Origin of the sequence: Mesorhizobium sp. B2-3-15 (genome assembly GCF_006442875.1) — a bacterium.
In the GTDB taxonomy this organism is placed as follows: Bacteria; Pseudomonadota; Alphaproteobacteria; order Rhizobiales; family Rhizobiaceae; genus Mesorhizobium; species Mesorhizobium australicum.
On the sequence record NZ_VFVO01000012.1, the window covers coordinates 19,161 to 44,968 of the forward strand.

The 25,808-nt window shown below is 65.1% G+C and carries 28 protein-coding genes; 14 read left to right on the forward strand and 14 right to left on the reverse strand.

Annotation, left to right across the window (positions count from 1 at the left end; genetic code table 11):
- Nucleotides 1–16 precede the first annotated feature (16 nt).
- Nucleotides 17–778, forward strand: a complete 762-nt coding sequence (locus FJ954_RS22860; protein WP_140663310.1) for an alpha/beta hydrolase — start codon at nucleotides 17–19, stop codon at nucleotides 776–778.
- On the opposite strand, the gene FJ954_RS22865 is transcribed toward FJ954_RS22860, so the two are convergent.
- The 6 genes from FJ954_RS22865 to FJ954_RS22890 form a co-directional block, all read right to left on the reverse strand.
- Entirely contained in the window at nucleotides 747–1,745 is a 999-nt protein-coding gene (locus FJ954_RS22865) for a sigma-70 family RNA polymerase sigma factor (RefSeq protein ID WP_140663311.1), read from the reverse strand. The two genes, FJ954_RS22860 and FJ954_RS22865, sit on opposite strands and share 32 nt — an antisense overlap.
- Nucleotides 1,742–2,272 (reverse strand): dihydrofolate reductase family protein, encoded by a 531-nt coding sequence (locus FJ954_RS22870; RefSeq protein ID WP_015316987.1) that lies wholly within the window; start codon nucleotides 2,270–2,272, stop codon nucleotides 1,742–1,744. Before FJ954_RS22870 ends, FJ954_RS22865 begins: the two co-directional genes overlap by 4 nt.
- Nucleotides 2,273–2,274: 2 nt before the next feature.
- Entirely contained in the window at nucleotides 2,275–3,213 is a 939-nt protein-coding gene (locus FJ954_RS22875; protein WP_140663313.1) for an alpha/beta hydrolase, read from the reverse strand.
- Between the two features lie 104 nt (nucleotides 3,214–3,317).
- Nucleotides 3,318–4,199, reverse strand: a complete 882-nt coding sequence (locus tag FJ954_RS22880; RefSeq protein WP_140663315.1) for an SDR family oxidoreductase — start codon at nucleotides 4,197–4,199, stop codon at nucleotides 3,318–3,320.
- Between the two features lie 123 nt (nucleotides 4,200–4,322).
- Entirely contained in the window at nucleotides 4,323–4,910 is a 588-nt protein-coding gene (locus FJ954_RS22885) for a dihydrofolate reductase family protein (protein WP_140663317.1), read from the reverse strand.
- A 37-nt stretch (nucleotides 4,911–4,947) separates the two neighbouring features.
- Entirely contained in the window at nucleotides 4,948–5,826 is an 879-nt protein-coding gene (locus tag FJ954_RS22890; protein WP_140663319.1) for an NmrA family NAD(P)-binding protein, read from the reverse strand.
- Nucleotides 5,827–5,936: 110 nt separating this feature from the next.
- Between FJ954_RS22890 and FJ954_RS22895 the strand changes: the two genes are divergently transcribed.
- From FJ954_RS22895 to FJ954_RS22905, 3 genes are all read left to right on the forward strand, one after another.
- Nucleotides 5,937–6,353 (forward strand): helix-turn-helix domain-containing protein, encoded by a 417-nt coding sequence (locus tag FJ954_RS22895; protein ID WP_140663321.1) that lies wholly within the window; start codon nucleotides 5,937–5,939, stop codon nucleotides 6,351–6,353.
- A gap of 160 nt (nucleotides 6,354–6,513) precedes the next feature.
- Nucleotides 6,514–7,761, forward strand: a complete 1,248-nt coding sequence (dinB, locus tag FJ954_RS22900; RefSeq protein ID WP_140663322.1) for a DNA polymerase IV — start codon at nucleotides 6,514–6,516, stop codon at nucleotides 7,759–7,761.
- A 213-nt stretch (nucleotides 7,762–7,974) separates the two neighbouring features.
- Nucleotides 7,975–8,358 carry a YkvA family protein gene (locus tag FJ954_RS22905; RefSeq protein ID WP_140663323.1) on the forward strand — a complete coding sequence of 128 codons (384 nt, stop codon included), beginning with the start codon at nucleotides 7,975–7,977 and terminating at the stop codon, nucleotides 8,356–8,358.
- 75 nt (nucleotides 8,359–8,433) lie between these two features.
- Here FJ954_RS22905 and FJ954_RS22910 read toward each other — a convergent pair whose 3' ends face one another.
- Nucleotides 8,434–8,967 carry a sterol desaturase family protein gene (locus FJ954_RS22910; protein ID WP_140663324.1) on the reverse strand — a complete coding sequence of 178 codons (534 nt, stop codon included), beginning with the start codon at nucleotides 8,965–8,967 and terminating at the stop codon, nucleotides 8,434–8,436.
- A gap of 184 nt (nucleotides 8,968–9,151) precedes the next feature.
- On the opposite strand from FJ954_RS22910, the gene FJ954_RS22915 reads away from it, so the two are divergent.
- On the forward strand, nucleotides 9,152–9,616 hold the full coding sequence (locus FJ954_RS22915; protein ID WP_140663326.1) for an NUDIX domain-containing protein: 465 nt from the start codon (nucleotides 9,152–9,154) through the stop codon (nucleotides 9,614–9,616).
- Nucleotides 9,617–9,667: 51 nt separating this feature from the next.
- Here the strand turns inward: FJ954_RS22915 and FJ954_RS22920 are convergent, their stop codons facing one another.
- Nucleotides 9,668–10,855 (reverse strand): Gfo/Idh/MocA family oxidoreductase, encoded by a 1,188-nt coding sequence (locus FJ954_RS22920; protein ID WP_140663328.1) that lies wholly within the window; start codon nucleotides 10,853–10,855, stop codon nucleotides 9,668–9,670.
- Nucleotides 10,856–11,053: 198 nt separating this feature from the next.
- On the opposite strand from FJ954_RS22920, the gene FJ954_RS22925 reads away from it, so the two are divergent.
- From FJ954_RS22925 to FJ954_RS22965, 9 genes are all read left to right on the forward strand, one after another.
- Nucleotides 11,054–11,947, forward strand: coding sequence for a MurR/RpiR family transcriptional regulator (locus FJ954_RS22925; protein ID WP_140663329.1), 894 nt, complete (start codon nucleotides 11,054–11,056; stop codon nucleotides 11,945–11,947).
- Between the two features lie 78 nt (nucleotides 11,948–12,025).
- Nucleotides 12,026–12,808 carry an SDR family oxidoreductase gene (locus tag FJ954_RS22930; RefSeq protein ID WP_140663331.1) on the forward strand — a complete coding sequence of 261 codons (783 nt, stop codon included), beginning with the start codon at nucleotides 12,026–12,028 and terminating at the stop codon, nucleotides 12,806–12,808.
- Nucleotides 12,805–14,337, forward strand: coding sequence for a mannitol dehydrogenase family protein (locus tag FJ954_RS22935; RefSeq protein ID WP_140663332.1), 1,533 nt, complete (start codon nucleotides 12,805–12,807; stop codon nucleotides 14,335–14,337). The genes FJ954_RS22930 and FJ954_RS22935 overlap by 4 nt, the downstream gene beginning before the upstream one ends.
- Before the next feature lie 35 nt (nucleotides 14,338–14,372).
- Nucleotides 14,373–15,287, forward strand: a complete 915-nt coding sequence (locus FJ954_RS22940) for a sugar phosphate isomerase/epimerase (RefSeq protein ID WP_140663333.1) — start codon at nucleotides 14,373–14,375, stop codon at nucleotides 15,285–15,287.
- A gap of 89 nt (nucleotides 15,288–15,376) precedes the next feature.
- Nucleotides 15,377–16,411: an ABC transporter substrate-binding protein gene (locus FJ954_RS22945; RefSeq protein ID WP_015316972.1), complete on the forward strand. Its 1,035-nt coding sequence runs from the start codon at nucleotides 15,377–15,379 to the stop codon at nucleotides 16,409–16,411.
- Nucleotides 16,412–16,618: 207 nt separating this feature from the next.
- On the forward strand, nucleotides 16,619–18,166 hold the full coding sequence (locus FJ954_RS22950) for a sugar ABC transporter ATP-binding protein (protein ID WP_140663335.1): 1,548 nt from the start codon (nucleotides 16,619–16,621) through the stop codon (nucleotides 18,164–18,166).
- A complete protein-coding gene (locus FJ954_RS22955; protein WP_140618012.1) occupies nucleotides 18,163–19,137 on the forward strand; it encodes an ABC transporter permease in 975 nt (324 codons plus the stop codon). The genes FJ954_RS22950 and FJ954_RS22955 overlap by 4 nt, the downstream gene beginning before the upstream one ends.
- 91 nt (nucleotides 19,138–19,228) lie before the next feature.
- Nucleotides 19,229–20,227 carry an ABC transporter permease gene (locus FJ954_RS22960; protein WP_140663337.1) on the forward strand — a complete coding sequence of 333 codons (999 nt, stop codon included), beginning with the start codon at nucleotides 19,229–19,231 and terminating at the stop codon, nucleotides 20,225–20,227.
- A 57-nt stretch (nucleotides 20,228–20,284) separates the two neighbouring features.
- The gene (locus FJ954_RS22965; protein ID WP_140663339.1) at nucleotides 20,285–21,259 is read left to right on the forward strand and encodes a nucleoside hydrolase; all 975 of its coding nucleotides are present in this window, start codon (nucleotides 20,285–20,287) and stop codon (nucleotides 21,257–21,259) included.
- A 116-nt stretch (nucleotides 21,260–21,375) separates the two neighbouring features.
- On the opposite strand, the gene FJ954_RS22970 is transcribed toward FJ954_RS22965, so the two are convergent.
- From FJ954_RS22970 to groL, 6 genes are all read right to left on the reverse strand, one after another.
- Nucleotides 21,376–21,684, reverse strand: coding sequence for a DUF1236 domain-containing protein (locus FJ954_RS22970; protein ID WP_015316968.1), 309 nt, complete (start codon nucleotides 21,682–21,684; stop codon nucleotides 21,376–21,378).
- 69 nt (nucleotides 21,685–21,753) lie between these two features.
- A complete protein-coding gene (locus tag FJ954_RS22975) occupies nucleotides 21,754–21,978 on the reverse strand; it encodes a hypothetical protein (protein WP_023782864.1) in 225 nt (74 codons plus the stop codon).
- 771 nt (nucleotides 21,979–22,749) lie between these two features.
- On the reverse strand, nucleotides 22,750–23,352 hold the full coding sequence (locus FJ954_RS22980) for a cupin domain-containing protein (protein WP_140663341.1): 603 nt from the start codon (nucleotides 23,350–23,352) through the stop codon (nucleotides 22,750–22,752).
- Nucleotides 23,353–23,457: 105 nt separating this feature from the next.
- The gene (locus FJ954_RS22985) at nucleotides 23,458–23,766 is read right to left on the reverse strand and encodes a DUF982 domain-containing protein (protein ID WP_140663343.1); all 309 of its coding nucleotides are present in this window, start codon (nucleotides 23,764–23,766) and stop codon (nucleotides 23,458–23,460) included.
- Nucleotides 23,767–23,883: 117 nt separating this feature from the next.
- Complete coding sequence (locus FJ954_RS22990; protein ID WP_015316964.1) at nucleotides 23,884–24,108, reverse strand: hypothetical protein; 225 nt, start codon at nucleotides 24,106–24,108, stop codon at nucleotides 23,884–23,886.
- Between the two features lie 61 nt (nucleotides 24,109–24,169).
- Entirely contained in the window at nucleotides 24,170–25,801 is a 1,632-nt protein-coding gene (gene groL / locus FJ954_RS22995) for a chaperonin GroEL (protein WP_140663344.1), read from the reverse strand.
- Nucleotides 25,802–25,808: the final 7 nt, after the last annotated feature.

Sequence of the window (25,808 nt, forward strand, 5' to 3'; positions counted from 1 at the left end):
CGATGGGAGACATTCTATGCCGTTAACGCATTTCCTGGCTCTTGGAAGCGCCGTTCTCCTGGCGGCGACAGCACCGGCGTCAGCCGCCGATGTCCCGAAGAAAACGGTCGTCTTGGTGCACGGCGCGTTCGCCGACGGATCGAGCTGGAGCAAGGTCATTCCCTTGCTGCAGGCCAAGGGGCTCAATGTGGTGGCTGTGCAAAATCCGTTGAGCTCGCTTGCCGCCGATGTCGACGCAACCATGCGCGTCATTGATGCCCAGCCGGGTCCGGTCATTCTCGTCGGTCACTCCTGGGCCGGCGTCGTCATCAGCCAGGCCGGCGTGAACGACAAGGTCAAGGCGCTGGTCTACGTCGCCGCCTTCGCGCCGCCAAAGGGCGTGTCGATCAACGAGCTTGGCAAGGGTCAGCCGCCGCCGCCCTGGGCAAGCGCGCTGCAACCCGACAGCGGCGGCTATCTCAGGTTGAGCGCCGAGGGTGTCGCCAAATATTTCGCGCAGGACCTGCCGCCGGCGGAAATCGGGGTGATCGCCGCCACCCAGGGACCAGCCTTCTCCGGTATCTTCGACGAAAAGCTCACCGCGGCCGCGTATGAGACAAAGCCGAGCTGGTACATCGTCGCCAGGCACGACGGAATGATCCCGCCGGCGGCCGAGGCCGCGATGGCGAAGGCGATCGGCGCCAAGGTCACCGAGTTGCCGACCAGCCACGTCGCCATGCTCGCCAAGCCCCGCGAAGTCGCCGATGTTATCCTGGCGGCGGTGGACTCGGTGAAGTAGGCAGGGAAACGATACCGGCGAGGAGGCCAGGATAGATCCCCTCCGCGTTTGCCATCTCCAGGATCCACGGGCAGGAATAATAGTCGCTGATGCTGTCGATCACCCCGCCCGTGGCGCCGATCCGGACCAGATATGCCTGCCGCCAGACCTCGCCATATTGCCTGTCGACGACCAGCACCATCTCCCCTTCGAACGCGCCTGGCCGCACGCGCCAGGGCAGGTCGCTGCGCTCATATTCGACGAAGTAGGGCGAACCCGACAGCAAGCCGCTGTAGCAGTCCGACACCTGGAGGCGTGCATCGGCGCTGGTCAGTGCCCGCACGCCGTCCCAGTCCCTGGCGTTGAAGAGCGCGACATAGCGATCAAGCAGCCGCTCCAGTTCGGGATCGTGTGGCGGCGCCGCGGCCGGTTGCGCGGGTAGAGCGGCGAGCTTGGCGCGGCCGCGATTGAGCGCCGATTTGACGCCGCCCGGTGTCGAGCCGACCAGCTCGGCGATCTCCTCCAGCGAATGGTCGAAGACATCCTTGAGCAGCACGCAGGCGCGCTCCTTCGGTGGCAGATGCACCACCAACCGCTCGATGGCGCGGCCGGCGCCCGGACCGGCCGGCTCGACCGGCTGCACCACGTCGTCGTCGGCATAGAAGGCCTCTGCCGCGTGCCGCGTGCGGCGATTGCGGATGAAATCGATGCACCTGTTATGCGCGATGCGGAAAAGCCACGGCCGCAGCGCCTGCGCATCGTCGAGCAGCTCGATCTTGCGATAGGCCTCGAACAGCGCCTCCTGCATGATGTCCTCGCCATCCAGCGCCGAGCCGGTCATGCGGGCGCAATAGCGATGCAGCCTGGCGCGCAGATGCGAAACCGTCTCCAGGAACGCGGCATAGCGCAGGTCGAACACGCGGTCGGGCTCAGGCCAGACCCGCATGCCTCGTGCCGTGTCGGGGGATTTGCGGATCTGCTGGTTCATCGCGGCACATAGGTCAGGGTCACCACGCCATTGGCAAAACGGTTGATGTCGACCAGTTCGAGATCGATCGGCCCGACGTCGTCGAAGGCGCGCTTGCCCTGCCCGACCCATGTCGGCACGATCGACAGATGATACTCGTCCACCAGCCCAGTGGAAAGCAAGGTGCGGTCGAGCTGCGACACGCCATATTTCAGGATGTCGCCCCCCGGCTGGCGTTTCAGCGCCGCGAGCGCCTCGGCGACGTCGCCCTCGATCAGCGCGGCATTCCACGACACCGTCTTCAGCGTCGTCGAGGCGACCAGCTTCTTCAGGCCGTTGATGCGGTCCATGTACGGACCCTTGGTCCCGGGCCAGCGCGCGAAGAACATCTCGTAGGTGGCGCGGCCAAGCAGGAAGAACTCGACGTTCGAAAGCGCCCGCAAGGCATGGTCCACATTCTCTCCGACGAAGAATGGCGACGCCCACGTCATCGGCGCCTCGATGACGCCATCCAGCGAGACGAAACTCGACACGATCAGCCGCCGCATGCTCACGCCGCCTTTTCGCTGGTCTTCTCACCGGGAGCCGGCAGCCCCAGTCTCGGCCGCACCCAGGCGGCGAAGCGGGCAATGGCGTCATCGGCCTCCGGCGCCCGCCCTGCCATCATCTGGAAGGAGTGGAGCATGCCGTCAAAGACGTCGAGCCGCGTCTCGACGCCCGCCTGCCTCGCCCGCTCGGCGAACATGCGGCTTTCGTCGACCAGCGTCTCGTCGGCGCCGGCCTGCAGGAAGACGGGCGGAAAGCCGGAGAGGTCGGCGTAGAGCGGACTGACTTCGGGATCGCGCCGATCGGCATCGCCGATGAAATTGGCCGCCAGCCAGTCGACGGCTTCCCTGGCGAAGGCCGGGTCCTTGTCGCGGTTGGTCTCGTAGCTGGCGCCGGTCAACGCCATGTCGAACCAGCCGGAGATGATCAGCGTGGCGACCGGCAGTGGCCGCCTTTGCGCGCGCAGCCGCTGCAGGACGTCATAGGTCGGCACCGCGCCGCAGGAGTCGCCGGCGATCACGATCCGCTTGGGGTCGAAGCCTTGGTCGACGAGCCAGTGCCAGGCCGATGTCGCGGCCTCGATCTGGGCCGGATGCTTCGCTTGGTGCGCCAGCGGATAGTCGTAGATTAGCGCCCGGCAGCCGATGGCCTTGGCGAGATGACCGACCAGCTTGCGGTGCGTGTAGATCGAGCCGCCGATGAAGCCGCCGCCATGCGCGTAAAACAGCACCCGCTGCTCGTCGGCGCCCTTCGGCACCACCCACATCGCCGGCACGCCGCCGGCATCGACCTCGACATAGTCGACGCCGCCCGGTTCGCCGGTCAGCGCCGTCCAATTGACGTCGTTGTAGTCGATGACCGCCTGCGGGCTGGTCAACTTGCCCGCATTGGCCGCGAGCGCGGCGTAATGGTTCCTGTTTGCCTGACTTTGCATGCTCGCCATGACCGTTTCTCCGTGGTGGCCGATCGCGGTCCGGCGCGACCTTCAGGTAAGAGACGGACGGGCAGGCAAAAAGGATACGTGCCGGCCCGCGTTTTTTCGGCGGCCTACGCCCCGCCCCGCAACATTGCCGCGTGGCGTTGGGCGAATTCGACGAACGGCGTTGCGCGCACGCCGAACATCTCGTGGGTGGCCAGATGCACCCGCGATTTCGGCCGCCGCAGGCGCTCGGTCAACTGCTCGTCCAGCGCATCGGCGAAGTCGGCGGGGACGCCGGCGGCCAGCAGGTTGCGCCGGCGGTCCTGCGGGCTGATGTCGACGTAGCGGACCGGCTTGCCGATCGCCTGCGAAATCCGCGCCGCGATGTCGCTCATCGTCAGCGCCTCGGGTCCGGTCATGTCGAGGCTCTCGCCTTCATGGCCGCCATCGCGCAGCAGCCGGACGGCGACCTTGGCGATGTCCTCGACATCGACCGGCGACAGTTCGGTGCCGCCAAGCGCCAGATAGAAGGCGCCCTCGGCGGCGATGGTCGGCGCGTCGCGCAGATAGGCCTGCATGAACTGGCTGGGGCGCAGATGCGTCCACGCCATGCCGGCTCCTTCGAGATAGCGCTCGACCTGCTCATGCATGCGCGTGAAGCGGAACTTCATCGCGTCATAGCCGATGTTGGATTCGGCACCGGAAAACTTCACCACATGCGCGACGCCGGCCTGCCTGCAGGCATCGATAAAACGGCACTGCGTCTCTACCATGTCTTGCGCGGCGGTCGAAATCATCAGCACGCGATCGACACCATCGAGGGCCGCGCCGAGCGTCTCCGCCCGGCGCATGTCGCCGTCGACCAGCTCGACGCCGGCAAGTCCGCCGAGCCCTGCCCCGGATGCCCGGTTGAGATCGCGAACCAGCGCCCTCACTTGATGCTTCTGCCGCGCGAACTCGCGCACGATTGCCTTGCCGTTCAGGCCGGTGGCGCCTGTCACCAGGATCATCTGTCTCTCCATTCAGCATTGATGCAGCCGCCCTTCCGGCGACCCACTTTGAAGACGAAGAGAAGCGGGCAAAGGATTCCGGCCAAACGTCTTTTTACCGGCGTGCGGCCCGCACGCCGGTAATCAGCCCGCTGGCGCGTAGCGGCTGACCACCATGCCGCAGGCATAAGACTTCGAGCCGAGCAGAAGCAGGTTTCGGAACCCGCCTTGGTCGAAGATGCGGCGGCCGGCGCCCAGCACGGCCGGATTGACGAACAGCTGGAACTCGTCGACCACCCCGGCCGCGATCAGCGCCGACGCAAAGCCCGCCCCGCCGAAGACGGCCATGTCGCCGCCCTCACCCGCCTTCAATGCGTTGACCTCGCGCGGCAGGTCGCCGCTTACCACCGTCGTGCGCTCCCATCGCGAGGTCTCGAGCCTGTCGCTCGGCACCACCTTGCGCGCTTCGACGATACGCTGGGCGAAGGCATAGAACGGATCGGCCGGATATTTCCGCGCCGCGTTGCCCCAATGGGTGAGGTAACCTTCCTCAGCCATCTTGCGGCTGAGCAGGATGGTGTCGATGCCGGCAAACACCGCGTTGAAATCACGCTTCAGTTCCTCGTCCCAGCCGATGTCGTCGCCCCATCCCCAAAGTTGCCAGGGGTGGTTCTCATTGGCACCGACAAAGCCGTCGACCGACATCTGCATCTGAAGGATCAGCTTTTTCATGGGGTTCTCCTCGTTTCCGGATTCCAGGCAGGAAGGATCACGCCGCGCTTTGCGCACGGGCAAAGGCTTGTGCCCAGCTCTCGAAAGTGGTCGGCGTGGCGTTGCGGATTGACGGTGTCTCAAGTGCCCAGCGTTCACCCTTGTTGAAACTCGCCGCCGTTTCGCCGAGCGCATCGGCAAAGCTCGGTGACAGGCCGTTGGCGATCATCCCGGCGCGCGCCTCAGTGAATGGAGCCGCCTTGTAAGTGACCTGCCTCCCCATCGCGCTGCCCAGGATCGCGGTGGCCTGCTCGAAGGTATAATAGCCGCCGCCATGCAATTCGATAATCCGCTCGCTTGGAAAGCGCGTGGCGTCCAGCAGCGCGGCGGCGCGCTGGCCGACATCGCTGGCGGCAATCAAAGGCATCGGCAGATCGCCACGGAACGGCGTCATGAAGATGCCGGAAGCGGCCTGCTGGACAAAGCCCATGCCCTTGGCGAAGTTCTCCATGAAGAATGAGGCGCGCAAAAACACCAGTTCGTCGAGGCCGAGCGCCGCCAGCCGGTCCTCCATCAAGGCGGCGCCGAGCGAAGTTCCCATCCTGAGATGGGCGTTGAGGCCGCTGAGCAGCACGACGCGGCGCACGCCTGACTTCGCGATCGCCGCCGCCAGCCGCGCGCCGACTTCATCCTCGAAGCCATGAAGATCTGGCGCCGTGACGTCGAACGGAATCATTACATAGGCGCTGTTGGCACCGGAAAAGGCGGAGGCGAGCGCGTCGCTATCGTCAAGCGCGACACCCAGGCTGCGCGCCACGCCGCGCACAATATGCCCCTGCCTGGTCAGGACCTGGGCGACCGCCTTGCCAACCTCGTTGGTGGCCCCGATGACCACGACGGTTCTTGGTGAGCTGATTTTCCCGACGGCCTGACTCATGACGTCCTCCTGCTGGCCAAGTTGCGGCCCAACGATTTACTTTTGGAACCATTTGACTGATGGAAAGAACGATGTCAATAGTAAAGTGATTTAAAAATGGAACCGTAGAGATGTCGACGCGTGAAAGATCCGGCTGCCCGATCAGCCTGTCGCTGGAATTGCTCGGCGACCGCTGGACGCTGCTCATCATCCGCGACCTGGTCTTCGCCGGCAAAAAGCATTTTCGCGAGTTCCTGCAATCCGATGAAGGCATCTCCTCGCGCACATTGGCCGAGCGGCTGCAGACGCTGCAGGACGAAGGCATCCTCACCCGCTGCGACGACCCTAGCCACGGGCTGAAGGCGATCTACCGGCTGACCGAAGCCGGCATCGATCTCCTGCCGGTGCTGGCCACGCTCGGCGCTTGGGGCAGCAAGCACCGCAAATCCGACGACAAACTCGCCCGTATCGCCGACGAACTGGCGGCCGGCGGCGAGCCGGCGCTGGAACGGATGAAGGCGGCACTGCGGGCGGAGCATGTTGTCTAGGAAGTGGCGCTGCCTCCTTCCGCCCTGTGGAAAAGGAGGCACTTTACGCGCCTCGGTTACGCCCAAAGGACACCGATGCAGCAAAGACCCAATTGACAACGATCTCTGTTTGTTCACTATAGGTTCCTGTCTATCAGCAATCGCGGATGAGCGGAACAGGATGGAAACGACGGCCACCATCCTGCATGCCGATCTCGACGCCTTCTATGCCTCGGTCGAGCAACTGCTCGACCCGTCGCTGCGCGGCAAGCCGATCGCGGTTGGCGGCGGCGTGGTGCTCGCCGCCTCTTACGAAGCGCGCGCCTTTGGCGTGCGCGGCGGCATGCCGGGACGCAAGGCGCGCGAGCTTTGCCCGCAATTGATCTTCGTCGGCGGCAATTTCAGCCACTACCAGCGGCTGGGCGACGCGGCGATCAAGGTGCTCGACGATTTCACGCCGGTGGTCGAACGCATCTCCATCGACGAGGCCTTCGCCGATGTCGCCGGCTGCACGCATCTGTTCGGCTCCCCGCGGGAAATCGCGACGGCGATCCGGGGCCGTGTGCGGGCCGAACTCGGCCAGCCGATCTCGATCGGCGTGGCGCGCACCAAGCATCTGGCCAAGATCGCCTCGCAAGTCGCCAAGCCCGACGGGCTGGTGGTGGTCGAGCCCGGCACCGAGCTTGCCTTCCTGCACGATTTGCCGGTCTCGCTGATGTGGGGCGTCGGGCCGGCCACCAGGGCGCGCTTGGCCGAGATCGGCGTCGAGACCATCGGCGAGCTGGCCCGGACCCACAGCGGCGCCCTGACCCGGCTGCTAGGCCCCGCGGCCGGCGAAAAGCTCGCGGCGCTGTCGTGGAACCGCGATCCGCGCAAGCTGGAGACGAAGCGCCGGGCGCACTCGGCCGGCGCGCAATCGGCTCTCGGGCAAAAGCCGGCCGTGGCGCGAGTGATCGTGCCCACACTGCTGCATCTGGCCGATCGCGTCGCCAGCCGGCTGCGCGCCAAGAACCGCCCCGGCCGCACGGTAACCGTGCGCGTGCGCTTTGCCGATCTCAGCGCCGTCACGCGCTCGATCACGCTGGAACAGCCGATCTCGGCGACCGCCATGCTGGCCGAGATCGCAGGGGATTTGGTGCGCGGCGTGCTCGCCGAGCATCCCCGGGAGAAAACGATCTCGCTGCTGGCGATCTCGGTCTCGCACCTGGAGGAGAGCACCGAACTGCAGCTCGACCTGCCGCTCGGCCTCGCCGACGAGAAGCGCCGCCCGGGCAGCCAAAAAGGCCTCGCGCGCTTTGGCGCCGACCGCGCCATCGACAAGATCCGCCAGCGTTTCGGCAAACAGGCGGTCGGCTACGGTACGGTGGCCCTGGAAGCGGCCCGCTCGGTGCCCGACGCATTCAGGGAACTGGCGGAGAAGGAATTGTGAGCGGAGGAGCCCTCCCCGTCGCTCACGCTTTGCGGATCGATGTCCCGAACCAGGCGGCGCGGTGGTCGTCACCAGCGCCGGCTTTCAATGGGTCTTCTTCACGGCACGCCCGTTGCGCGGCGGGGTCAGTTTGCAGATCGTCGACATCGCTGCAATGATCGAGGGAAGGAGCGGAGACGCCGATGTTCGGGGCCTTCTAAAGAGAGTTGCCGGGTGACTGTCCTCGACAAGGCAAAGCAATGGGCGAAAGTCACCAAGCGCGATGTGATGGCCCTGTGGCTGGCCGCCCGCGATCCTCGCGTTCCCTGGTACGCCAAGCTTGCCGCCGGCATGGTCGCCGCCTACGCGCTCAGTCCTATCGATCTGATACCCGATTTCATTCCCGTACTCGGATATCTGGACGATCTGATCATCGTGCCGCTTGGCATCCTGCTTGCGGTGAAGCTGATCCCCGCCGATCTGATGGCGGAGTTTCGCGCGGAGGCCATTCGCCGATCGAGGCCGACCAGCCGCGGCGGTCTCGCATTCATTGTCGGACTTTGGGTTTTGATGGCCGCCGCGCTCATCTGGCTATTCTGGCCAGATCGCTCAGCCTAGATTTCAGGCTTGGCGTTTCTCGTCGCTCGACCACCGGGCAGACTATCGGTTGCCGGCGAAAGACCCATCCCAACGTCAAAGCCTGGCGGTGCCGAAAATCCGGTCCCAGAATATCGACGTCACGCCGAAATTGGCGTTGTCGTCGATATGGTGGTGCACCGCGTGGCGGCGCTTGAGCGTGTAGAGATAGCTCGGATGGGCCGGATGCCAGTGATGGATCATGTGGTGGACGCTGATGTACCAGAGATAGCCCAGCATCAACCCGCAACTCACCGCGCTGGCGGTCGCGAAGTCGGAGACCATCCAGACGGGCAGGAACGCCACCAGCGCATGCACGCCCAGGCTGAGCCAGGTCGGCGTGCCCACCGGACTGCGCTCCTCGACGTGGTGACGGTCGTGCAGGTCCCGGATCCAGGGGACGTGGTGCAGCACGAAACGGTGCAGCATATATTCGATCAGCGTCCACAGGCCAAGGCAGATCAGCATCGTGCCGACCCAGTCCGGCGCGCTTTCTTCTCCGGCCTCGATCAGTCCGGCCACCCCCAGTATGGCGATCACCAGGGGATAGACCACGAAATCGCTGTAGTAGCCGATCAGACCCAGCTGCATTCGGACGCCTCACCTGATTTTCGACGCCGCCCCAGAAACGATGCTATCAGTTTGCCGGACTCGCGTATGAGGTGCAATGCGGATGCATCTGACATAGCGTCGCAATTTTCAGGTGCAAGATCGGCAGCCATGATCGCTCAGAATCGGCCGGCTTCGCACCGGTGCCGCAAACGGACATGCAAACATGGCAAAACGCAGCGCGGGTCTGCTGATCTATCGCCGGAGCGATGATGGTATAAGGGTGCTGCTGGTTCATCCGGGCGGCCCCTTCTGGGCAAAGAAGGACGATGGCGCCTGGTCGATCCCGAAGGGCCTCGTCGACGGGGATGAGGACGAATTGGCGGCGGCACGACGCGAGACCGAGGAAGAGCTCGGCATCAAGGTCGAAGGCCCCTTCGCTCGCCTCGGCGACTACAGGCAGCCGGGCGGCAAGATCGTCATCGCCTGGTCGGTCGAGACCGACATCGATGTGGCCGCCATCAAGAGCAACACCTTCACCATGGAATGGCCGCCGCGGTCCGGATCGATGAAGGAATTCCCGGAGGTCGACAGAGCCGGCTGGTTCACCTTGGCCGAAGCCGGGGTGAAGATTCTGCAGGGTCAGCGCCCGATGCTGTCGGACTTGGCGGAACAGTTGGATATCGAATAATTGCCGACGGCAAAAGCCGCCGATCTCCCCCCAAAGGGGAAGATCGGCTGTTCATCCCGCAAACCTTGCCGCCGTCCACGCCCCGCCCGCCGCGTTCGACTCCACCGCGGCGGCGACGAACTTCACGCCGCGCGCGCCGTCGATCACGTCTGGCACCCGCGCCGCGCGGGCGGGATCCACCGCGCCGCCCGAGCGGTGGGCTCGGATGATGTCGGCGGCGTCGCGGTAGAAATTGGCGAAGGCCTCGATATAGCCTTCGGGATGCGCCGCCGGCATGCGCGACACGCGACGGGATTCCTCCGTCGAACCATGGCCGCCGCGCACCAGCGTGCGGGTTTCCTCGCCATATCTGGAAAAGCGCAGTTCCTCCGGCCGGCCGCCCGACCATTCGAGCCCGGCCCTGTCGCCATAGATGCGCACGGAGAGGTCGTTGTAGTGGCCGGGCGACGTCTGGCTGGCCAGGATCGTGCCGCGTGCGCCATCGGTCCAGCGCACCAGCACATGGGCATTGTCGTCGAGCCGACGTCCTGGCACCGCGGTGAACAGGTCGGCCGACACCGTCTCGGCCTCGCGGCCCGAAATGAAGCCTGCCAGGTTGAAGGCATGCACGCCGATATCGGCCAGCACCGCCGACTGCCCCGCCCTCGCCGGATCGGTGCGCCATTCCGCCTGCTTCTGGCCGTCGGCGTCGATCGGCCTGGTCAGCCAGTCCTGGATGTAGGCGCCATGCACCGACACGATCCGGCCAAGCTCGCCCGCCATCACCATCTCGCGCGCCTGGCGCACCATCGCGTAGCCGGTGTTGTTGAGCGTGACGACGAAGCGGCGGTTTTTCGCCCTCGCGAGTGCAACCAGTGCCTCGGCGTCGGCCAGCGTCGTCGACAGCGGCTTGTCGCAGATCACGTCGATGCCGGCCTCGAGGAAGGCGGTGGCGATCGGCGCGTGCAGATGGTTGGGCGTGACGATGACGACCGCCTCTATGCCATCCGGCCGCGCGGCCTCCGCTTTGGCCATGGCGCGGTAATCGGCATAGCTGCGCTCCGGCGCGATGCCGATCTCGGCGGCCGAGGCGGCGGCATTGTCCGGGTCGGACGACAGCGCGCCAGCAACCAGCGCGATCTGGTCGTCGAGGCGCATGGCCAGCCGGTGCACGGCGCCGATGAAGGCATTGCGGCCGCCGCCGACCATGCCGACGCACAGACGCTGGCGCGTCGATCCATCCGATGTTGCATAGACCATGTTTTCTCCTCGGGGCTGATCACTAGCGGGGTCGTCATCCCAGGGCGTAGCAAGGAGCGAAGCGACGCGCGTAGACCCAGGATCTGCGCGGCTGCTTCGCCATGGGATGACGAAATCGCCGAGCCTCGCCCTATCCTCATCGAACACCATTTCCAAAATCCATATTGTAAAACGATCGTATCGCGCTAGCCTGAATTCATGAGCGGGGCGAGAAAACCATCCGGACGATCCAGTGCCGACGAGGCAGCGACGCGCAAACGCGGCCGTTCGCTGGCGGCACTTGGCTATATACAGCCGCGAACCTATGAGGAGCTGCGCGCGGTGCTGTCTTCCGGCACCGTGCATTTCCCCAAGCGCCTGCGCCAGGTAGCGATCTTCCTATGGCAGCACCCGAGCGAGGTGGCGCTCGGCACCATTGCCCAAGTGGCGGCACAGGCCGGCGTGCAGCCCTCGACGCTGGTGCGCTTCGCCCAGATCTTCGGCTATTCCGGCTTTTCCGATTTCCAGGGCCTGTTCAAGGACCACGTCAAGGGATCGTGGCCGGAAGGCCGCGGCGAGCAGCGCGCCGAGGCCGAGCCCAGTGCCGCCACGCATTTCCTGCGCGGCATGGTCGGCGCCTCGCAGGCCTCGCTCGGCCGCATCGAAAGCGGCTTCGATATCGAAAGCTTCGAGAAGATGGTGGCGACGCTGGCCAAGGCGGACCTGATCTACGTCATCGGCTCCAAGCGCGCCTTCCCCGTCACCACCTATCTTTCGCTGACGCTTTCGCAGCAAGGCGTGCGCAATGTGCTGGTCGACAATGTCGGCTCGACCGCGCTCGATCAGGTCGGCTGCATTGGCGCACGCGACGCCGTGCTGGCGGTGTCCTTCAGCCCCTACAATTCGATCACGCCAGACCTGGTGGCCGTCGCGCATGAGCGCAAGGCGCGCATCGTCACCATCACCGACAGCACCTTCTCGCCGCTGATCCGGCTGTCGGACAGCTGGCTGGAAGTGGTGGAGTCGGACTTCGCCGGCTTCCGCTCGCTGGCGGCGTCGCTGGCGGTGGGCATGGCGCTGGTCCAAGGCGTCGCGGCGCGCCGCGGCACATGAGGCGCCGCTGGTCCAATTGACTATCGGGAATTGGCGTTCCATATTTCAAGAAATAGAAACTTTGTTCCGGGAGGAGGAATGGAGATCAGGCTCGAAGGCAAGGTGGCGCTGGTCACCGGGTCGACGCAAGGCATCGGCCGTGCCATCGCCGACACGCTGGCGCGCTCCGGCGCTGCCGGCCTGCTGATCACCGGGCGCGACAGCAAGCGCGGCGAGGCCGTGGCAGCGGAACTGTCGGCCCTGGGTACGCCGACGCTCTTCGTCGCCGCCGACCTTGGAGACCCGGAAACTCCCGCCCTCTTGGCGCAGGCCTGCATCGGGCGTTTCGGCCGCATCGACGGCCTCGTCAACGCCGCCGGCCTGACCGACCGCGCCTCCTTCCTCGACGCCACGCCGGACGACTGGTCGGCGCTGTTTGCCGTCAACGCCCGTGCGCCCTTCTTCCTGATGCAGGCCGCGATCGCCGACATGAAGAAGCGTGGCCAGGGCGGCGCCATCGTCAACATCCTGTCGATCAACGCCCATTGCGGCTCGCCGGAACTCGCCGTCTATTCCGCCACCAAGGGCGCGCTGGCGACGCTGACCAAGAACGCCGCCAACGCCCACCGCTTCGACCGCATCCGCGTCAACGGCATCAATGTCGGCTGGACCGACACGCCGGCCGAACGCATCATGCAGGCGCAGACGCTGGGCAATGGCCCGGGATGGCTCGACGCCGCCAATGCCGCGCAGCCCTTCGGTCGGCTGCTCAAGCCGGACGATATCGCCAATCTCGCCGTGTTCCTGCTTTCCGACGCGGCCGGGCCGATGACCGGCGCGGTGATCGACCAGGAACAGTCGGTGATCGGGGCCAACCGGTGAACGCCATCGAAAGGCTCGGGCCCAGACTGCTGGAGCGGCTCCCCGCAGCCGTGCAAAAGCCGTCATACGACCGCGCGGTGCTCTCACCAGGCATGGCGCATCTGGGCGTCGGCGCCTTCCATCGCTGTCACCAGGCCGAATACACCGACGACCTGCTTTCGCGACGGTTCGACCGCTGGGGCATCGTCGGCATCAACATTCGCCCGCCCGCCCTGGCCGAGACGCTTGGCCGGCAAGACGGCCTCTACACAAGGCTGATCCGCGAGAACGATGATGTCGAGGCACGCGTCATCGGCAGCATCGTGAAGGTGGTCGACAGCCAGGACAGCGCCGCACCGGCGCTCGAGGTGCTCGTCTCCGCCGACATCGAACTGGTGACGATGACGGTGACCGAAAAAGGCTATTGCCATGTGCCCTCGACTGGCGCGCTCGACCTCGATCATCCCGACATCGTCCACGACCTCGCCAACCCAGAAGCGCCCCGCAGCGTGCCCGGCATCCTCACGCGGGCGCTGGAGCGACGCAGGGCCACGCATGGCCGGAAGCTGACGCTGCTCTCCTGCGACAACATTCCGACCAACGGCGTCATCCTGGAAAATGTCGTGCGGAGCTTTGCCGAACGGCGCGGCAATGGCCTGGCCGACTGGATCGCGGCCAATGCCGCCTTCCCCTCGGCCATGGTCGACCGCATCGCTCCGGCGGTGACACAGGACGATCTCGACAGCGTCGAGCGACGGTTCGGCTATCGCGACGCCGCCGTCGCCGTCGGCGAACCCTTCCGGCAATGGGTGATCGAGAAAAAGTTCGCCGGCCGCATGCCGCGCTGGGACCTGGCCGGCGCGACCTTTGTCGACGACGTCACCCCGTTCGAGCATCTCAAGATGCGGGTGCTCAACGGCGCCCAGACGACACTCGCCACGCTCGGCGTACTGGCCGGCCTCGAACACACGTCGGATGCCATCGCCGACCCGCTGCTTTCGGTCTTTGTCAGGCGCATGCTGGTCGAGCAAACCCTGCCGACACTGATGCCGGTGGCTGGCATGAATCCATCTGCTTATGTCGAGCAGAGCCTTGGCCGGTTGAAGAACACCGCGATCCGCCATCGCAACCACCAGATCGCCACCGACGGCTCGCAAAAAATCGTGCAGCGCCTGCTCAACCCGATCCGCGACCGCCTGAACCTGGGGGCCAGCATCGGCCTGCTGTCGGTGCCGGTCGCCGGCTGGATGGCTTATCTGATCCTGGCCTCGGCGCGCTTCGGCAAGCGCTGGCCGGTGTCGGATCCCTATGCCGGCAAGGTCGCCGCGATTGCGGACGAAACCGGCCACGATGCGCGGGCGCTGGCTTCCGCCATCCTGGCCATCGACACGATATTCGACCCGGGCCTTGCCGCGGACGAGACGTTCCGGCAGGCCGTCACGTCAGCGCTTGGCGAACTGCTTTCGGGCGATCCGATGGCGGCAGTCCGTCACAGTCTCGAACAAGATGAGGTCGCGAGGTTGAAGCGATCCAAACAATCGGCATTATAGGCATCGATCGCGGGTTCGCGGCCAGGGGAGGCATGATGAAACTTGGACTGCTCACCGCACCGTTCGCGGACACGCCGCTTGGCGAGGTCGCCGGCTGGGCAAGCTCTGTCGGCTTCGAGGCACTGGAAATCGCCTGCTGGCCGAAAACCTCCGGCGCGACCCGCCGCTATGCCGGCACCAGCCATATCGATGTCGATGGCACTTCGGCCTCGCGGGCGAAAGAAATCGTTGCATCGCTGGCGGAAAAGAACCTCACGGTCTCCGGTCTCGGTTATTACCCCAACCCGCTGCACCCGGATACCGCCCATCGCGAGGCGGTCATCGGCCACCTGAAGAAGGTCATCGTCCTGGCCGCCAACATGGGCGTTCCCCTGGTCAACACCTTCTGCGGCGGCGATGCCTCCAAGACAGTCGACGTCAACTGGCAGGACGCGCTGAAAGTCTGGCCGGAAATCGTTGCCCATGCGCGCGACCATGGGATAAAACTCGCCTTCGAAAACTGCCCGATGATCTTCAGCCATGACGAATGGCCGGGCGGGCACAACATCGCCTATTCGCCGCAGGTCTGGCGTCGCATTCTCGAAGCCTGGGGCGGCGATGTCGGCATGAATTTCGACCCCTCGCATCTGGTCTGGCAGATGATCGACCAGGCCCGCTTCATCCGGGAATTCGGCCCCTATATGCTGCATGTCCACGCCAAGGACCTGATGATTGATCGTGATGGTTTGTACGAGCGCGGAATTCTGTCGGCGGGCATAGGCTGGCAGGTGCCGCGCATGCCGGGGCTGGGCGATGTCGACTGGAGCGGCTTCTTCTCGGGCCTCTACCGCGCCGGTTATGACGGATCGGTCATCATCGAACACGAGGACAGGCGATTTGAAGGCAGCGACGAGCAGGTGAAGCGGGGCTTTCTGCTCGCCCGCGACGTGCTGCGTCCCTTCGTCAAGTAACGGCAAAGCGAGCCACTTGACTCTGATTGTGAGTGGCGCGGCCCAACAGGTTAAAACTGAACTGAAAAACAATGTGGAGGAAGACTGAAATGAAGAACTATCTGACCATGGTCCCGCTGCTTGCCAGCGCGGCGCTGCTGGCCTCGGTGGGCGTGTCGTCCGCTGCCGGCAAATACACGATCGGCATTTCCAACACCGTGCAGGGCAATGGCTGGCGCGAGGAAATGGTTTGCGCCATGAAGGCGCAGGCGCTCGCCTCCGGCGAAGTGACCAAGCTCAACATCGCCCACCGCAACACCGATGCCGCCGGCCAGTTGGAAGACATCCGCAACCTGATCAGTGCCAAGGTCGACGCCATCGTCGTCAACCCCGCCGACCCGGCCGGCATCAAGGCCGGCCTGGAAGAAGCCACCAAGGCCGGCATCGTCGTCGTCGCCGTCGACCAGGCGGTCACCGAGCCGTCGGCCTACATCATTTCCAACAATCAGGAGCAGTATGCGTATCTCGGCGCCAAATGGCTGTTCCAGCAGATGGGCGGCAAGGGCGAGGTGTTTTACATGCGCGGCGCGGCGGGCGCTTCGGCCGATAGCGATCGCGACAAAGGCTTCAAGAAGGCACTGGCCGAATTCCCCGACGTGAAGGTGGCGCAGGAGGTCTTCACCGGCTGGCAGCAGGACCAGGCCAAGCAGCAGATGCTGTCTTTCCTGGCCACCGGCACGCCGTTCAACGGCGTGTGGACGTCGGGCATCGATAACGTCATCGTCGACGCGCTGGTCGAATCGCAGGCGCCGCTGGTGCCCGTGGTCGGCGCCGACAATGCCGGCTTCGTCGGCCAGCTGAGCTCGGTCAAGGGCCTCGTGGGTGCCGCCGTCACCAACCCCGGCTCGATCGGTGGTGCCGGCGTGACGCTGGCGCTGCAGATCCTCGACGGCAAGAAGCCGGCCCAGCAGACCGTGCTGGTCGACCCGCAGCTGTGGGAGAATGCCACCGAGGAAGGCAAGGCCAAGCTGAAAGCCGCCGCCGACCCGTCGCTGAGCCCTGAATGGCCGGTCTCGATCATGATCCCCGACTGGACGACGTATACCAAGGACCAGATCGTGGCCTGCAAGGGCCCGGGCGAGTAAGCAGCGGCTTTGCTGACCATGGTCGGCGCCGCCCCTCACTGTCCTGCCGGACATCTCTCCCGGTAAAACGGGGCGAGAGAAGCTGGCCGCAACGCCGGAGGCAAGCCCCTCTCCCCGTCTCTATACGGGGAGAGGATGCCGGCAGGCAGGTGAGGGGCGGCGCTGACATTCGCGGTTATTAGGCACATAAATCGAGACCCAAATCATTTGATCACCAGTCCCCTCCTCGACGCGTCAGGCGTCGCCAAGAACTACGGCGCGGTCGCGGCTCTCCGCGATGCGTCGCTCTCCGTGCTGCCGGGCGAGGTGCACGCGCTGATGGGTGCCAATGGCGCCGGCAAGTCGACGCTGGTGAAGATCCTGACCGGCGCGATATCAGCCAATGCCGGACGCATCCTGATCCGTGGCGAGGCGCGCGACATACGCTCGCCGGCCGCCGCGCGCCGGGCCGGGCTGCTGCCTGTCTACCAGGAGCCGTCGCTGATCCCCGATCTCGATGTGCTGTCCAATCTGCGGCTGACCGGCACGCCGGTCGAGCCGTTCCGCGCCTGGGTACGCGAACTCGGCATACCTGACCTCGACCTGCGCGACACCGCGCGCGACATCCCGCTCGCCATCCTGCGCGTGCTCGACCTGGCCCGCGCGCTGGCCGTCGAGCCCGACGTGCTGCTGCTCGACGAGATGACGGCCGCACTCCCCGCCAACCTTGCCGAAAAGGTGCTGGAAGTGGTGCGCCGGCAGGGCGACGCCGGCCGCGCCGTGATCTTCATCTCCCACCGCTTCGTCGAAATCTCGGCCCTTTGTGACCGCGCCACGGTGCTGCGCGACGGCGCGACCGTCGGCGTCGTCGACATCGTGCCGGGCGTCGAGGAAAAGATCGTCGAGCTGATGCTCGGCACTCGCATCGTCAAGACCCATGTCGCCGCCCGCGGCGCCAGCGAAGAGGCCCGCCCCCCTGCCCGCCCGCGCATCGCCGTGCGAAACCTGCGCGTCGGGACCAAGCTCAGCGACGTCTCCTTCGATCTCCGCGATGGCGAGGTGGCCGGCGTCGTGGCGCTGGAAGGCCAGGGCCAGGACGAACTGTTCGCCGCCCTTGCCGGCTCGATCAAACCATCGGGCGGCACGATCGAAGTCGACGGCAGCCCGGTGAAATTCGCCCACCCGATCGACGCCATCCGATCGGGGGTCGCCTATGTGCCGGGCGACCGTTCCGAGGCGCTCGCCATGCAGCGCTCGGTGCGCGAGAACATTGCGCTCCCCTTCAGTGCCGCCTTGCGCAACTGGGGGCCTATTCGTATGCCCAAGGAGCGCGCCACTGTCGCGAGCGCCATCCAGCGCCTGCAGATCGACACCCGCGCTCAAGGCGAGGTGCAGCGCCTGTCCGGCGGCAACCAGCAAAAGGTCACCATCGCCCGCTGGATCGCGGCCGACGCGCGCACCATCCTGTGTTTCGACCCGACGCGCGGCATCGATGTTGGCACCAAGCAGGAGATCTATCGTCTGCTGCGCGAGCTCGCCGGCAACGGCAAGTCGGTTCTGTTCTACACCTCCGAACTGGAAGAAGTGCAGCGCGTCTGCGACCGCGTCATCGTCATCTTCGGCGGCCGCCTGGTCGATATTTTCCCTGTCGAGGAGGCCGACGAGCCGACGCTGATGCGCGCCGCCTACGGCCTGCCGCGCGGCGTCAAGGCGGATGTCGGTATTTTGGCCGCACCCACCGCGAATGCCTCCGATGCGCCGGAGGCAACGCCATGAGCCATTTCCTGCGCCGGCAAGGCTGGGTAACAGGCCTGTTCGCCCTCCTCGTCATCCTGTTCATCGCCACCAAGATCATCCAGCCCGGCTATGGCAGCGGCGATTTCGGCTCGCTGGCGCGGGCCGTACTGCCCTACGCCTTTGCCGTCGCCGCGCAGACGGTCGTCGTCATCGCCGGCGGCATCGATCTCTCGGTCGCCGCCATGATGGCGTTGACCAGCGTCACCGCCGCCTCGATGATGGCGGGCGCGAGCGAGGAATACGCGCTGTTCGTGGTGCCTTTCGTGCTCGCCATGGGGTTCGTGCTCGGCGCGCTCAACGGGATGCTGATCGTCGTCACCCGCGTGCCGGACATCGTCGTCACGCTGGCCATGCTGTTCGTGCTGCAAGGCGCGGCCCTTCTGGTGCTCGGCGCCCCGGGCGGCGCGGCGGCCGAATGGCTGAAGGCGCTGATCTCGGGCACCGTGCCGATCCCGGGCCTGCCCGACGCCGTCGACGCGTGGCTGCCCAAGGCGCTGCTGGTGCTGATTGTCTGCCTCTGCATCGTCTGGATACCGCTTCGGCGGTCGCGCCTCGGCCTTTCCATCTACGCCATCGGCTCCAGCGAACTGGCGGCGTTCCGCAGCGGCGTGCCTGTCGCCCGCACCAGGGTCATCGCCTACGCGCTGTCAGGCCTGTTCGCGGCCATGGGCGGGTTGGCGCTGACCATGAGCACAGGCATCGGCGCGCCGATCCCCGGCCCCTATCTCCTGGCCAGCGTCGCCGCGGTCGTGCTGGGCGGCGTGGCGCTCGGCGGCGGCAAGGGCGGCCTGCTCGGCCCCATCGTCGCCGTCTTCGTGCTGCGGCTGGTGCGCACGGATCTCACCTTGCTCGCCATCGACCCCAACGTCACCGCCATCATCGAAGGCTTGATCATGGTCGCCGTGGTGATGTTCGGCGCCTTCATCACGATGCGAGGGCGGCAATCATGAAATTCACCCGCAGCGCTGTACGGCGCCGTAGAGCACCATCCTTCCAGAACGCCACCACCAAGCCCACCTCCTCGCGAGCAGGAGCCAACCCATGAGCACCACCGCGATCACGCCCGCGCCGGTCCCCTTCGGCCGCCGCATAAAACGCTTCATGGCCGACCGGCCTCTCATCCCGCTGATCATCCTGCTGGTCACCCTGGTGGTGATCCTGCAGATCCTGCGCCCCGGCATCGTCAACGAGCGCTGGATCGCCAACACCATCAAATTCGCCATTCCGCTGGCGATCCTCGCCGGCTGCCAGACCATGACCATGCTGACCGGCGGCATCGACCTTTCGGTCGGCACGGTGGCGACGATGAGCGCCTTCATCATGGCAACGCAGATCGTCAGCCAGGACCCGGCTGTGGCCTTCCTCCTGGCGATGATGCCGGCGGTGCTGATCGGCCTCGTCAACGGCATCGGCGTCGGTGTCTTCCGCGTCCACCCGCTGATCATGACGCTGGGCACCAGCCTGATCGGCACCGGCTGCCTGCAGGTCTACCAGCGCACGGTGATCGCGTCCGGCGCCAAGATCCCCGACTTTCTCGCCTGGCTGGGTACCGGTGTCACCCCCGTACTCGGCTTTGCCTTCCCCAACGCCCTGCTGCTGTTCGTGCCGCTGGCGGCCCTCATCGTCTTCACGCTTGCCCGCACCGGCTTCGGCCGCCTGCTCTACGCCGTCGGCGACAATGAGCGCGCGACGCGCTTGTCGGGCGTGCAATACTGGCAGGTCATCACGGCGCTCTACGTCACCTCCAGCGTGCTCGCCGGCGTCACCGGCCTGCTCTATATCGGCCTGATCAAGGCGCCGTCGCTGTCGCTCGCCGAACCGCTGGTGCTGCCCTCGGTCGCCGCCGCCGTCATCGGCGGCACCTCCATCTTCGGCGGCCGCGGCGGCTACACCGGCACCATCATCGGCGCGCTGATCCTGACGGTGCTGACGACGCTACTGACGATTTTGCAGATGCCGGAGGGAGCAAGGCGCATCCTGTTCGGGTTGATCGTCCTGTTCGTGACCGCGGCCTATCTGCGCATTGTCGAGGACAAGTAGGCGCGGGCCGGGACTATTGGCACGGGGCAGCCGCCCCGCCGACAAGGAGACGAAGTCATGGAAAAGATCATCCTGGACTGCGATCCGGGGCACGACGACGCCATCGCCATCCTGCTTGCGGCGGGAAACCCGAATATCGACCTTCTCGGCATCACGACGGTTTCGGGAAACCACAATGTCGAGAACACCACGCGCAATGCTCTGGCCGTATGCACGGCCTACGGCATCAAGGTGCCGGTGGCGAAGGGCTCACCCGGCCCGCTCATCGGCGAGCAGGTGCTGGCCGTCGAAATCCATGGCGATACCGGGCTCGACGGCCCCGTCCTGCCGCCCGCCTCGTTCGAACTCGACAAGCGGCATGCCGTCGACTTCATCATCGACACGGTCATGGCACACGAGCCGAAAACCATCACGCTGGTGCCGGTCGGTCCCTACACCAACATCGCGCTCGCCATTCGCAAGGACCCACGCATCATCGGGCGGGTGAAGGGCGTCGTCGCGATGGGCGGAGCCTACACGCGCGGCAACATCACGCCAGCGGCGGAGTTCAATGTCTATGGCGACCCGGAGGCCGCCGACGTCGTGTTCCGCGCCGATTGGGATGTCACCATGGTCGGCCTCGACCTCACGCACCAGGCGCTGGCCACTCCGGACCTGCAAAACAGGGTGCGCGCCGTCGGCGGCCCGATCGCCAAGTTCATCCTCGATATCTGGGAGTTCATAGCGACCACGCATGGCGGCCTCCTGCAGATCGAGTATCCAGCCGTCCACGACGCGTGCTGCGTCGCGGCCATGATCGACCCGACCGTCTTCACCACCGAGAAGGCCGATATCCGCGTCGAAATCGCCGGGCGGTGGACCAAGGGCATGACGGTCTGCAATTTCGAGAAGATGGGCGGGATGCACCATTTTGGCGGCACGGCGAGCGAGCAGGTCGACTTCCGCCATACCGTGGCGATGAAACTCGACCATCCGAAATTCTGCGGCCTCATCGTCGATGCGCTGGAGCGGTTAACCCACGCCAAGGCCTGACGGGTGAAGGTTTCGGCGATGTTCACAGGGATTAAGTGGCTCCGTATAGAAAGCCCGCCGCGCCATTTTTGCGGCACGGCGGGCCGCCCCCGTTGGCCAGGGACGAACTACCGGCATCACTCGATGATCTGCACGACCCTGCGTGTATCGGGGTCAACCAGAACCGCATGATCGCCGACAACAGTGTATTTGTATCTGACGTCGGGGACGTCGATTGTATGAAGCTCGACAGTGTCAGGGAGAGCGGAGCCGACGTTGAGTTCGACGCCGAGCAGGCTGACTGACGCGAGTTTTTGCTTGTGGATGTATTCGCGGACGACCGTCTGCTGCTCGGGCTTGAGAATTACGACGTCTCCCGCGAAGGAAGCACCAATTCCAGCCATAAGCGCGAGGGCCGCGACAGCGCCGACAAGATATCTTTTCATGACAAGTCCTTTTGTGAACTAAGAAACATTTTCAGAGGCCAGAATTATTCTGGCCTCTGCCGCAGCCAATCAGCCACCATTGGCAGGTGCCGCGGGCTTCGCGGGCGCTGAAGTGGCCGGAGCTTCCACCTTTGGCGCCTCAACCTTCACGTTGATGTCCTTCCCGCCGCCGCCACCGATGTTGATGACACCGGTAAATATCAGCAGGACAACGATGGCGATTATCGCAAGAACAATAGCGACCGCAGTGCCGCCACCACCTCCAGAATTAACAACAGTTGGACCGTCAGCCATGACTTTCTCCTCTCCTATTCTTTGAGTTGTCACCGGTCACCAACGGCTCCCGCTGCATTGCGTTCCCGGGCAAGGCTTAGGTCTAAGAATTGGCAAGACTGAAGTCGTATGCGGCAACCCATTTCTTGCCGATACGTTGGGTTTCGCGCCGGAGCAACGCAGCCAATCATCCATCATCGCGGAATCCAGCTCGACCGCCGGATATGCTGAGAGCGAGGCAAGCAGTGACATCAGCCCAGAGACCGAGCATCCACGACGACAATCGCCCCGCAAATGACAATGATGTTCAGGCCCCGGAAATCCCCTCGGTCCCGCCCGTCTGTCTGAGCGAAGACGCCAATGGTCGATCTTGTCAGGAGAACCGAGCGCTTGGCCATCGCCGTTGTCGTGGGAATGGCGATCTGCCTGACGCTTATCCCGGCGATCTATGTTGCCCTCACCTACGGAATGTAGACGGTATATCAGTCGTCTGTCCGCTCCGAGGCAGGCGCAATCTCTTCACCACCTGCTTTCTCCAGGCTTGCTCCCATTGCGCCTGGCATGCCGGACATGTTCCCGCGCGCCATCAATCCCGAGAATCTCAGACAAAAAAGAACCCGCCCCGGCGTCAACCGAAGGCGGGCTCTCTCCGTTTTCCAGTCCGTTGATAAAGCATTCGACGGCTATCAACCTCCAATGCCCGAGAGCGTTCCACCGGAGTGATGAACTATGCTTCGATCTGCCCGTCGATCGTTCCGAGGCAGGGCCTGCTCTCTTTCGCCTTCGGCGAACTCAATCTTTCTTCCACGCTGCCAGCAGCGGGCCCTTGCTTCCATAGACGGGGTCCTTGCGCGGACGGCCGACCTTGGGGATCGTCACCACCGCCTTGGCGTGGTCCGCGGTGGTCGTGCATTCGTCATAGGTACCGGCCGGCGGATAGGCGCCAACGACGAGAAAGTCGTCCGAAGCGGAGATGCGCTGGTGCCCCGTGCCGGCCGGAAGAACCGCGACATCGCCCGCATTCAGCGCCAGCGTTCGGCCCCTCTTGCCGCCAAACCGGACTTTCGCCGTGCCACGCGCCACGCCGAGCACTTCGTGGATGCGCGAATGATAGTGAACATAATCGTAGATGCCGTTGCGCCAGCTGTCTCCCCAGCCATTGGCCGAGAAAAGCGCCTCTAACACGGCCGCGGGATCGAAGTCTTCCGGCAATCTCACTGCGCCGCGATAGACGACCAGCGGCCAGGACGGATGATTGGGCACCAGGCCATCATCGCCAAACCTGAACTCGTTCGCTTTGCGCGGCCTGACAAGGTCGGCCGCCTGACGGCTGTCCGGTATTGCGGCACCGGTCACCTGTTCGGCCACTTTCTTGATGCTTTGCAGGATGCTCATGACGTCGCCTCGCCTCGGGGAACCAACGCTGATTCAACCCGATGGCCATCGCTTGGTTCCCCGCGGGCTCGCGCCCGCCACCGCCGCGAGGCGGATCGCTGAAGATCAGACGGACCTGCCGCCTCGCCCCGCCTGCAGCGCATTGTCCATCGCAGCGGCCGGCGAAACCATATCCGGCAGCAATATGTCGTTGCGGCGTGCGAAGGTGACCAGCGTCGCGCGCACCGTCTCCGGGTCGATCTCACCGGCGATGCCCGCCTTGCAGGCATTGAGGGCGACGGCATGAGCGCCGTTGCGGCTGGCGGCCGGCCAGTCCTGCAACAGCGCGTAGGCTTCCATCACGCTTTCGATCTTCCTCGGAAAGCCCATTCCGACCAGAATGGTCACCGGTTCTTCAAACTGCCAGCGATTCATGGCTTGTGCCTCCTCTCGATTGTGCGGACCCGCGGCGGGCCGAACACCGGAAGGCGCGGCCCGCCGCGTAAGGTTCATGGGACTGCCCGTAAGGTTCAGGGGACTGAATGTCAGCGCTCAGCCGCCGGCCGAGGCCTCGGACGCCTCCGACACCTGTTGCGCGGCCAGGAACATCAGCGTCGCGGCAACGGTCCGCCGCTTCCAGCCGGCGGCTTCGGCCCTGTCGAGCAGTTCCGCCAGCAGCGGCTTCAACGCACCGCGGCATTCGCTTTCATAGGCCAGGAACTCCTTTGCCTGATGTGTCGGCGCGGGCACGGGCCCAAGGTCAGCAAGCGCATCCATATCTCTCTCCCTTCAACCGATGCCCGCTCCCTGTCGAGGGAGCGGGCGGACTGGTCGGACCTCAGAAGTCCATGCCGGCGCCGGCCGGCATTGCCGGGCTGGCGGCTTCCTTCTTCGGCTTCTCGGCCACCATTGCCTCGGTGGTCACCAGCAGGCCGGCGACCGACGCCGCATCCTGCAGCGCGGTGCGCACCACCTTGGCCGGGTCGATCACGCCCTGGCCATAGAGATCGCCGAACTCGTTGGTCTGAGCGTTCCAGCCCCAGCCGAATTCGCTCTTCTCGCGCAGCTTGCCGACGATGATCGAGCCTTCAGAACCGGCATTTTCCGCGATCTGGCGGACCGGCGTCTCGATGGCGCGGCGCACGATCTCGACACCGGTCTTCTGGTCGGCATTGTCCGTCTGGACAGCATCGAGCGCCTTGGCGGCCCGAAGCAGCGCGACGCCGCCGCCGGGCAGCACGCCTTCCTCGACAGCCGCGCGGGTCGCGTGCAAGGCATCGTCGACGCGGTCCTTGCGCTCCTTGACCTCAACCTCGGTCGAGCCGCCGACGCGGATCACCGCGACACCGCCGGCAAGCTTGGCCAGCCGCTCCTGCAGCTTCTCGCGGTCATAGTCGGAGGTGGTCTCCTCGATCTGGGCCTTGATCTGCGCGACGCGGCCCTGGATTTCTTCCTTGCGCCCGACGCCGTCGACGATGGTGGTGTTTTCCTTTTCGATCACCACCTTCTTGGCGCGGCCCAGCATCTCCAGCGTCACATTCTCGAGCTTGATGCCGAGATCCTCGGAGATCGCGGTGCCGCCGGTGAGGATGGCGATGTCTTCCAGCATGGCCTTGCGGCGGTCGCCGAAGCCCGGCGCCTTGACGGCCGCGACCTTGAGGCCGCCGCGAAGCTTGTTGACGACCAGCGTCGCCAGCGCCTCGCCCTCGACATCCTCGGCGATGATCAGTAGCGGCTTGCCCGACTGGACCACCGCTTCCAGCACCGGAAGCAGCGCCTGCAGGTTGGCGAGCTTCTTTTCGTGGATCAGCACGTAGGGCTCGTCGAGTTCGACGCGCATCTTGTCCTGGTTGGTGACGAAATAGGGCGAGAGATAGCCCCGGTCGAACTGCATGCCTTCGACGACTTCGAGTTCGGTCTCGGCTGTCTTGGCTTCCTCCACCGTAATGACGCCTTCATTGCCGACCTTCTCCATCGCTTCGGCGAGGAAGCGGCCGATCTCGGCGTCGCCATTGGCGGAGATGGTACCGACCTGCGCGATCTCGTCGTTGCGAGTCACCTTGCGGGCGTTGGCCTTCAGCTCGGCGACGACGGCGTCCACCGCCTTGTCGATGCCGCGCTTCAGGTCCATCGGGTTCATGCCCGAGGCAACGGCCTTGGCGCCCTCCTTGACGATGGCCTGGGCCAGCACGGTCGCGGTGGTGGTGCCGTCGCCAGCAAGGTCATTGGTCTTGGAGGCGACTTCGCGCACCATCTGCGCGCCCATGTTCTCGAACTTGTCCTCAAGCTCGATTTCCTTGGCGACAGTGACGCCATCCTTGGTAATGCGCGGCGCACCGAACGACTTTTCGATGACGACATTGCGCCCCTTGGGGCCGAGCGTCACCTTCACCGCATTGGCCAGGATATCGACGCCGCGCAGCATCTTCTCGCGCGCTTCGGTATGGAATTTTACCTCTTTGGCAGCCATTGGATCA

Bases quoted from the DNA above. Each gene is read 5' to 3' on its own strand.
- FJ954_RS22870 (WP_015316987.1), bottom strand. From the start codon at position 2,272: ATGCGGCGGCTGATCGTGTCGAGTTTCGTCTCGCTGGATGGCGTCATC.
- FJ954_RS22895 (WP_140663321.1), top strand. From the start codon at position 5,937: ATGTCGACGCGTGAAAGATCCGGCTGCCCGATCAGCCTGTCGCTGGAA.
- FJ954_RS22975 (WP_023782864.1), bottom strand. From the start codon at position 21,978: ATGGCTGACGGTCCAACTGTTGTTAATTCTGGAGGTGGTGGCGGCACT.
- dinB (WP_140663322.1), top strand. From the start codon at position 6,514: ATGGAAACGACGGCCACCATCCTGCATGCCGATCTCGACGCCTTCTAT.
- FJ954_RS22880 (WP_140663315.1), bottom strand. From the start codon at position 4,199: ATGATCCTGGTGACAGGCGCCACCGGCCTGAACGGCAAGGCAATCGTG.
- FJ954_RS22940 (WP_140663333.1), top strand. From the start codon at position 14,373: ATGAAACTTGGACTGCTCACCGCACCGTTCGCGGACACGCCGCTTGGC.
- FJ954_RS22930 (WP_140663331.1), top strand. From the start codon at position 12,026: ATGGAGATCAGGCTCGAAGGCAAGGTGGCGCTGGTCACCGGGTCGACG.
- FJ954_RS22990 (WP_015316964.1), bottom strand. From the start codon at position 24,108: ATGGATGCGCTTGCTGACCTTGGGCCCGTGCCCGCGCCGACACATCAG.
- FJ954_RS22915 (WP_140663326.1), top strand. From the start codon at position 9,152: ATGGCAAAACGCAGCGCGGGTCTGCTGATCTATCGCCGGAGCGATGAT.
- FJ954_RS22875 (WP_140663313.1), bottom strand. From the start codon at position 3,213: ATGGCGAGCATGCAAAGTCAGGCAAACAGGAACCATTACGCCGCGCTC.
- FJ954_RS22890 (WP_140663319.1), bottom strand. From the start codon at position 5,826: ATGAGTCAGGCCGTCGGGAAAATCAGCTCACCAAGAACCGTCGTGGTC.
- FJ954_RS22985 (WP_140663343.1), bottom strand. From the start codon at position 23,766: ATGAATCGCTGGCAGTTTGAAGAACCGGTGACCATTCTGGTCGGAATG.
- groL (WP_140663344.1), bottom strand. From the start codon at position 25,801: ATGGCTGCCAAAGAGGTAAAATTCCATACCGAAGCGCGCGAGAAGATG.
- FJ954_RS22980 (WP_140663341.1), bottom strand. From the start codon at position 23,352: ATGAGCATCCTGCAAAGCATCAAGAAAGTGGCCGAACAGGTGACCGGT.
- FJ954_RS22910 (WP_140663324.1), bottom strand. From the start codon at position 8,967: ATGCAGCTGGGTCTGATCGGCTACTACAGCGATTTCGTGGTCTATCCC.
- FJ954_RS22885 (WP_140663317.1), bottom strand. From the start codon at position 4,910: ATGAAAAAGCTGATCCTTCAGATGCAGATGTCGGTCGACGGCTTTGTC.
- FJ954_RS22945 (WP_015316972.1), top strand. From the start codon at position 15,377: ATGAAGAACTATCTGACCATGGTCCCGCTGCTTGCCAGCGCGGCGCTG.
- FJ954_RS22925 (WP_140663329.1), top strand. From the start codon at position 11,054: ATGAGCGGGGCGAGAAAACCATCCGGACGATCCAGTGCCGACGAGGCA.
- FJ954_RS22865 (WP_140663311.1), bottom strand. From the start codon at position 1,745: ATGAACCAGCAGATCCGCAAATCCCCCGACACGGCACGAGGCATGCGG.
- FJ954_RS22860 (WP_140663310.1), top strand. From the start codon at position 17: ATGCCGTTAACGCATTTCCTGGCTCTTGGAAGCGCCGTTCTCCTGGCG.
- FJ954_RS22965 (WP_140663339.1), top strand. From the start codon at position 20,285: ATGGAAAAGATCATCCTGGACTGCGATCCGGGGCACGACGACGCCATC.
- FJ954_RS22960 (WP_140663337.1), top strand. From the start codon at position 19,229: ATGAGCACCACCGCGATCACGCCCGCGCCGGTCCCCTTCGGCCGCCGC.
- FJ954_RS22970 (WP_015316968.1), bottom strand. From the start codon at position 21,684: ATGAAAAGATATCTTGTCGGCGCTGTCGCGGCCCTCGCGCTTATGGCT.
- FJ954_RS22955 (WP_140618012.1), top strand. From the start codon at position 18,163: ATGAGCCATTTCCTGCGCCGGCAAGGCTGGGTAACAGGCCTGTTCGCC.
- FJ954_RS22920 (WP_140663328.1), bottom strand. From the start codon at position 10,855: ATGGTCTATGCAACATCGGATGGATCGACGCGCCAGCGTCTGTGCGTC.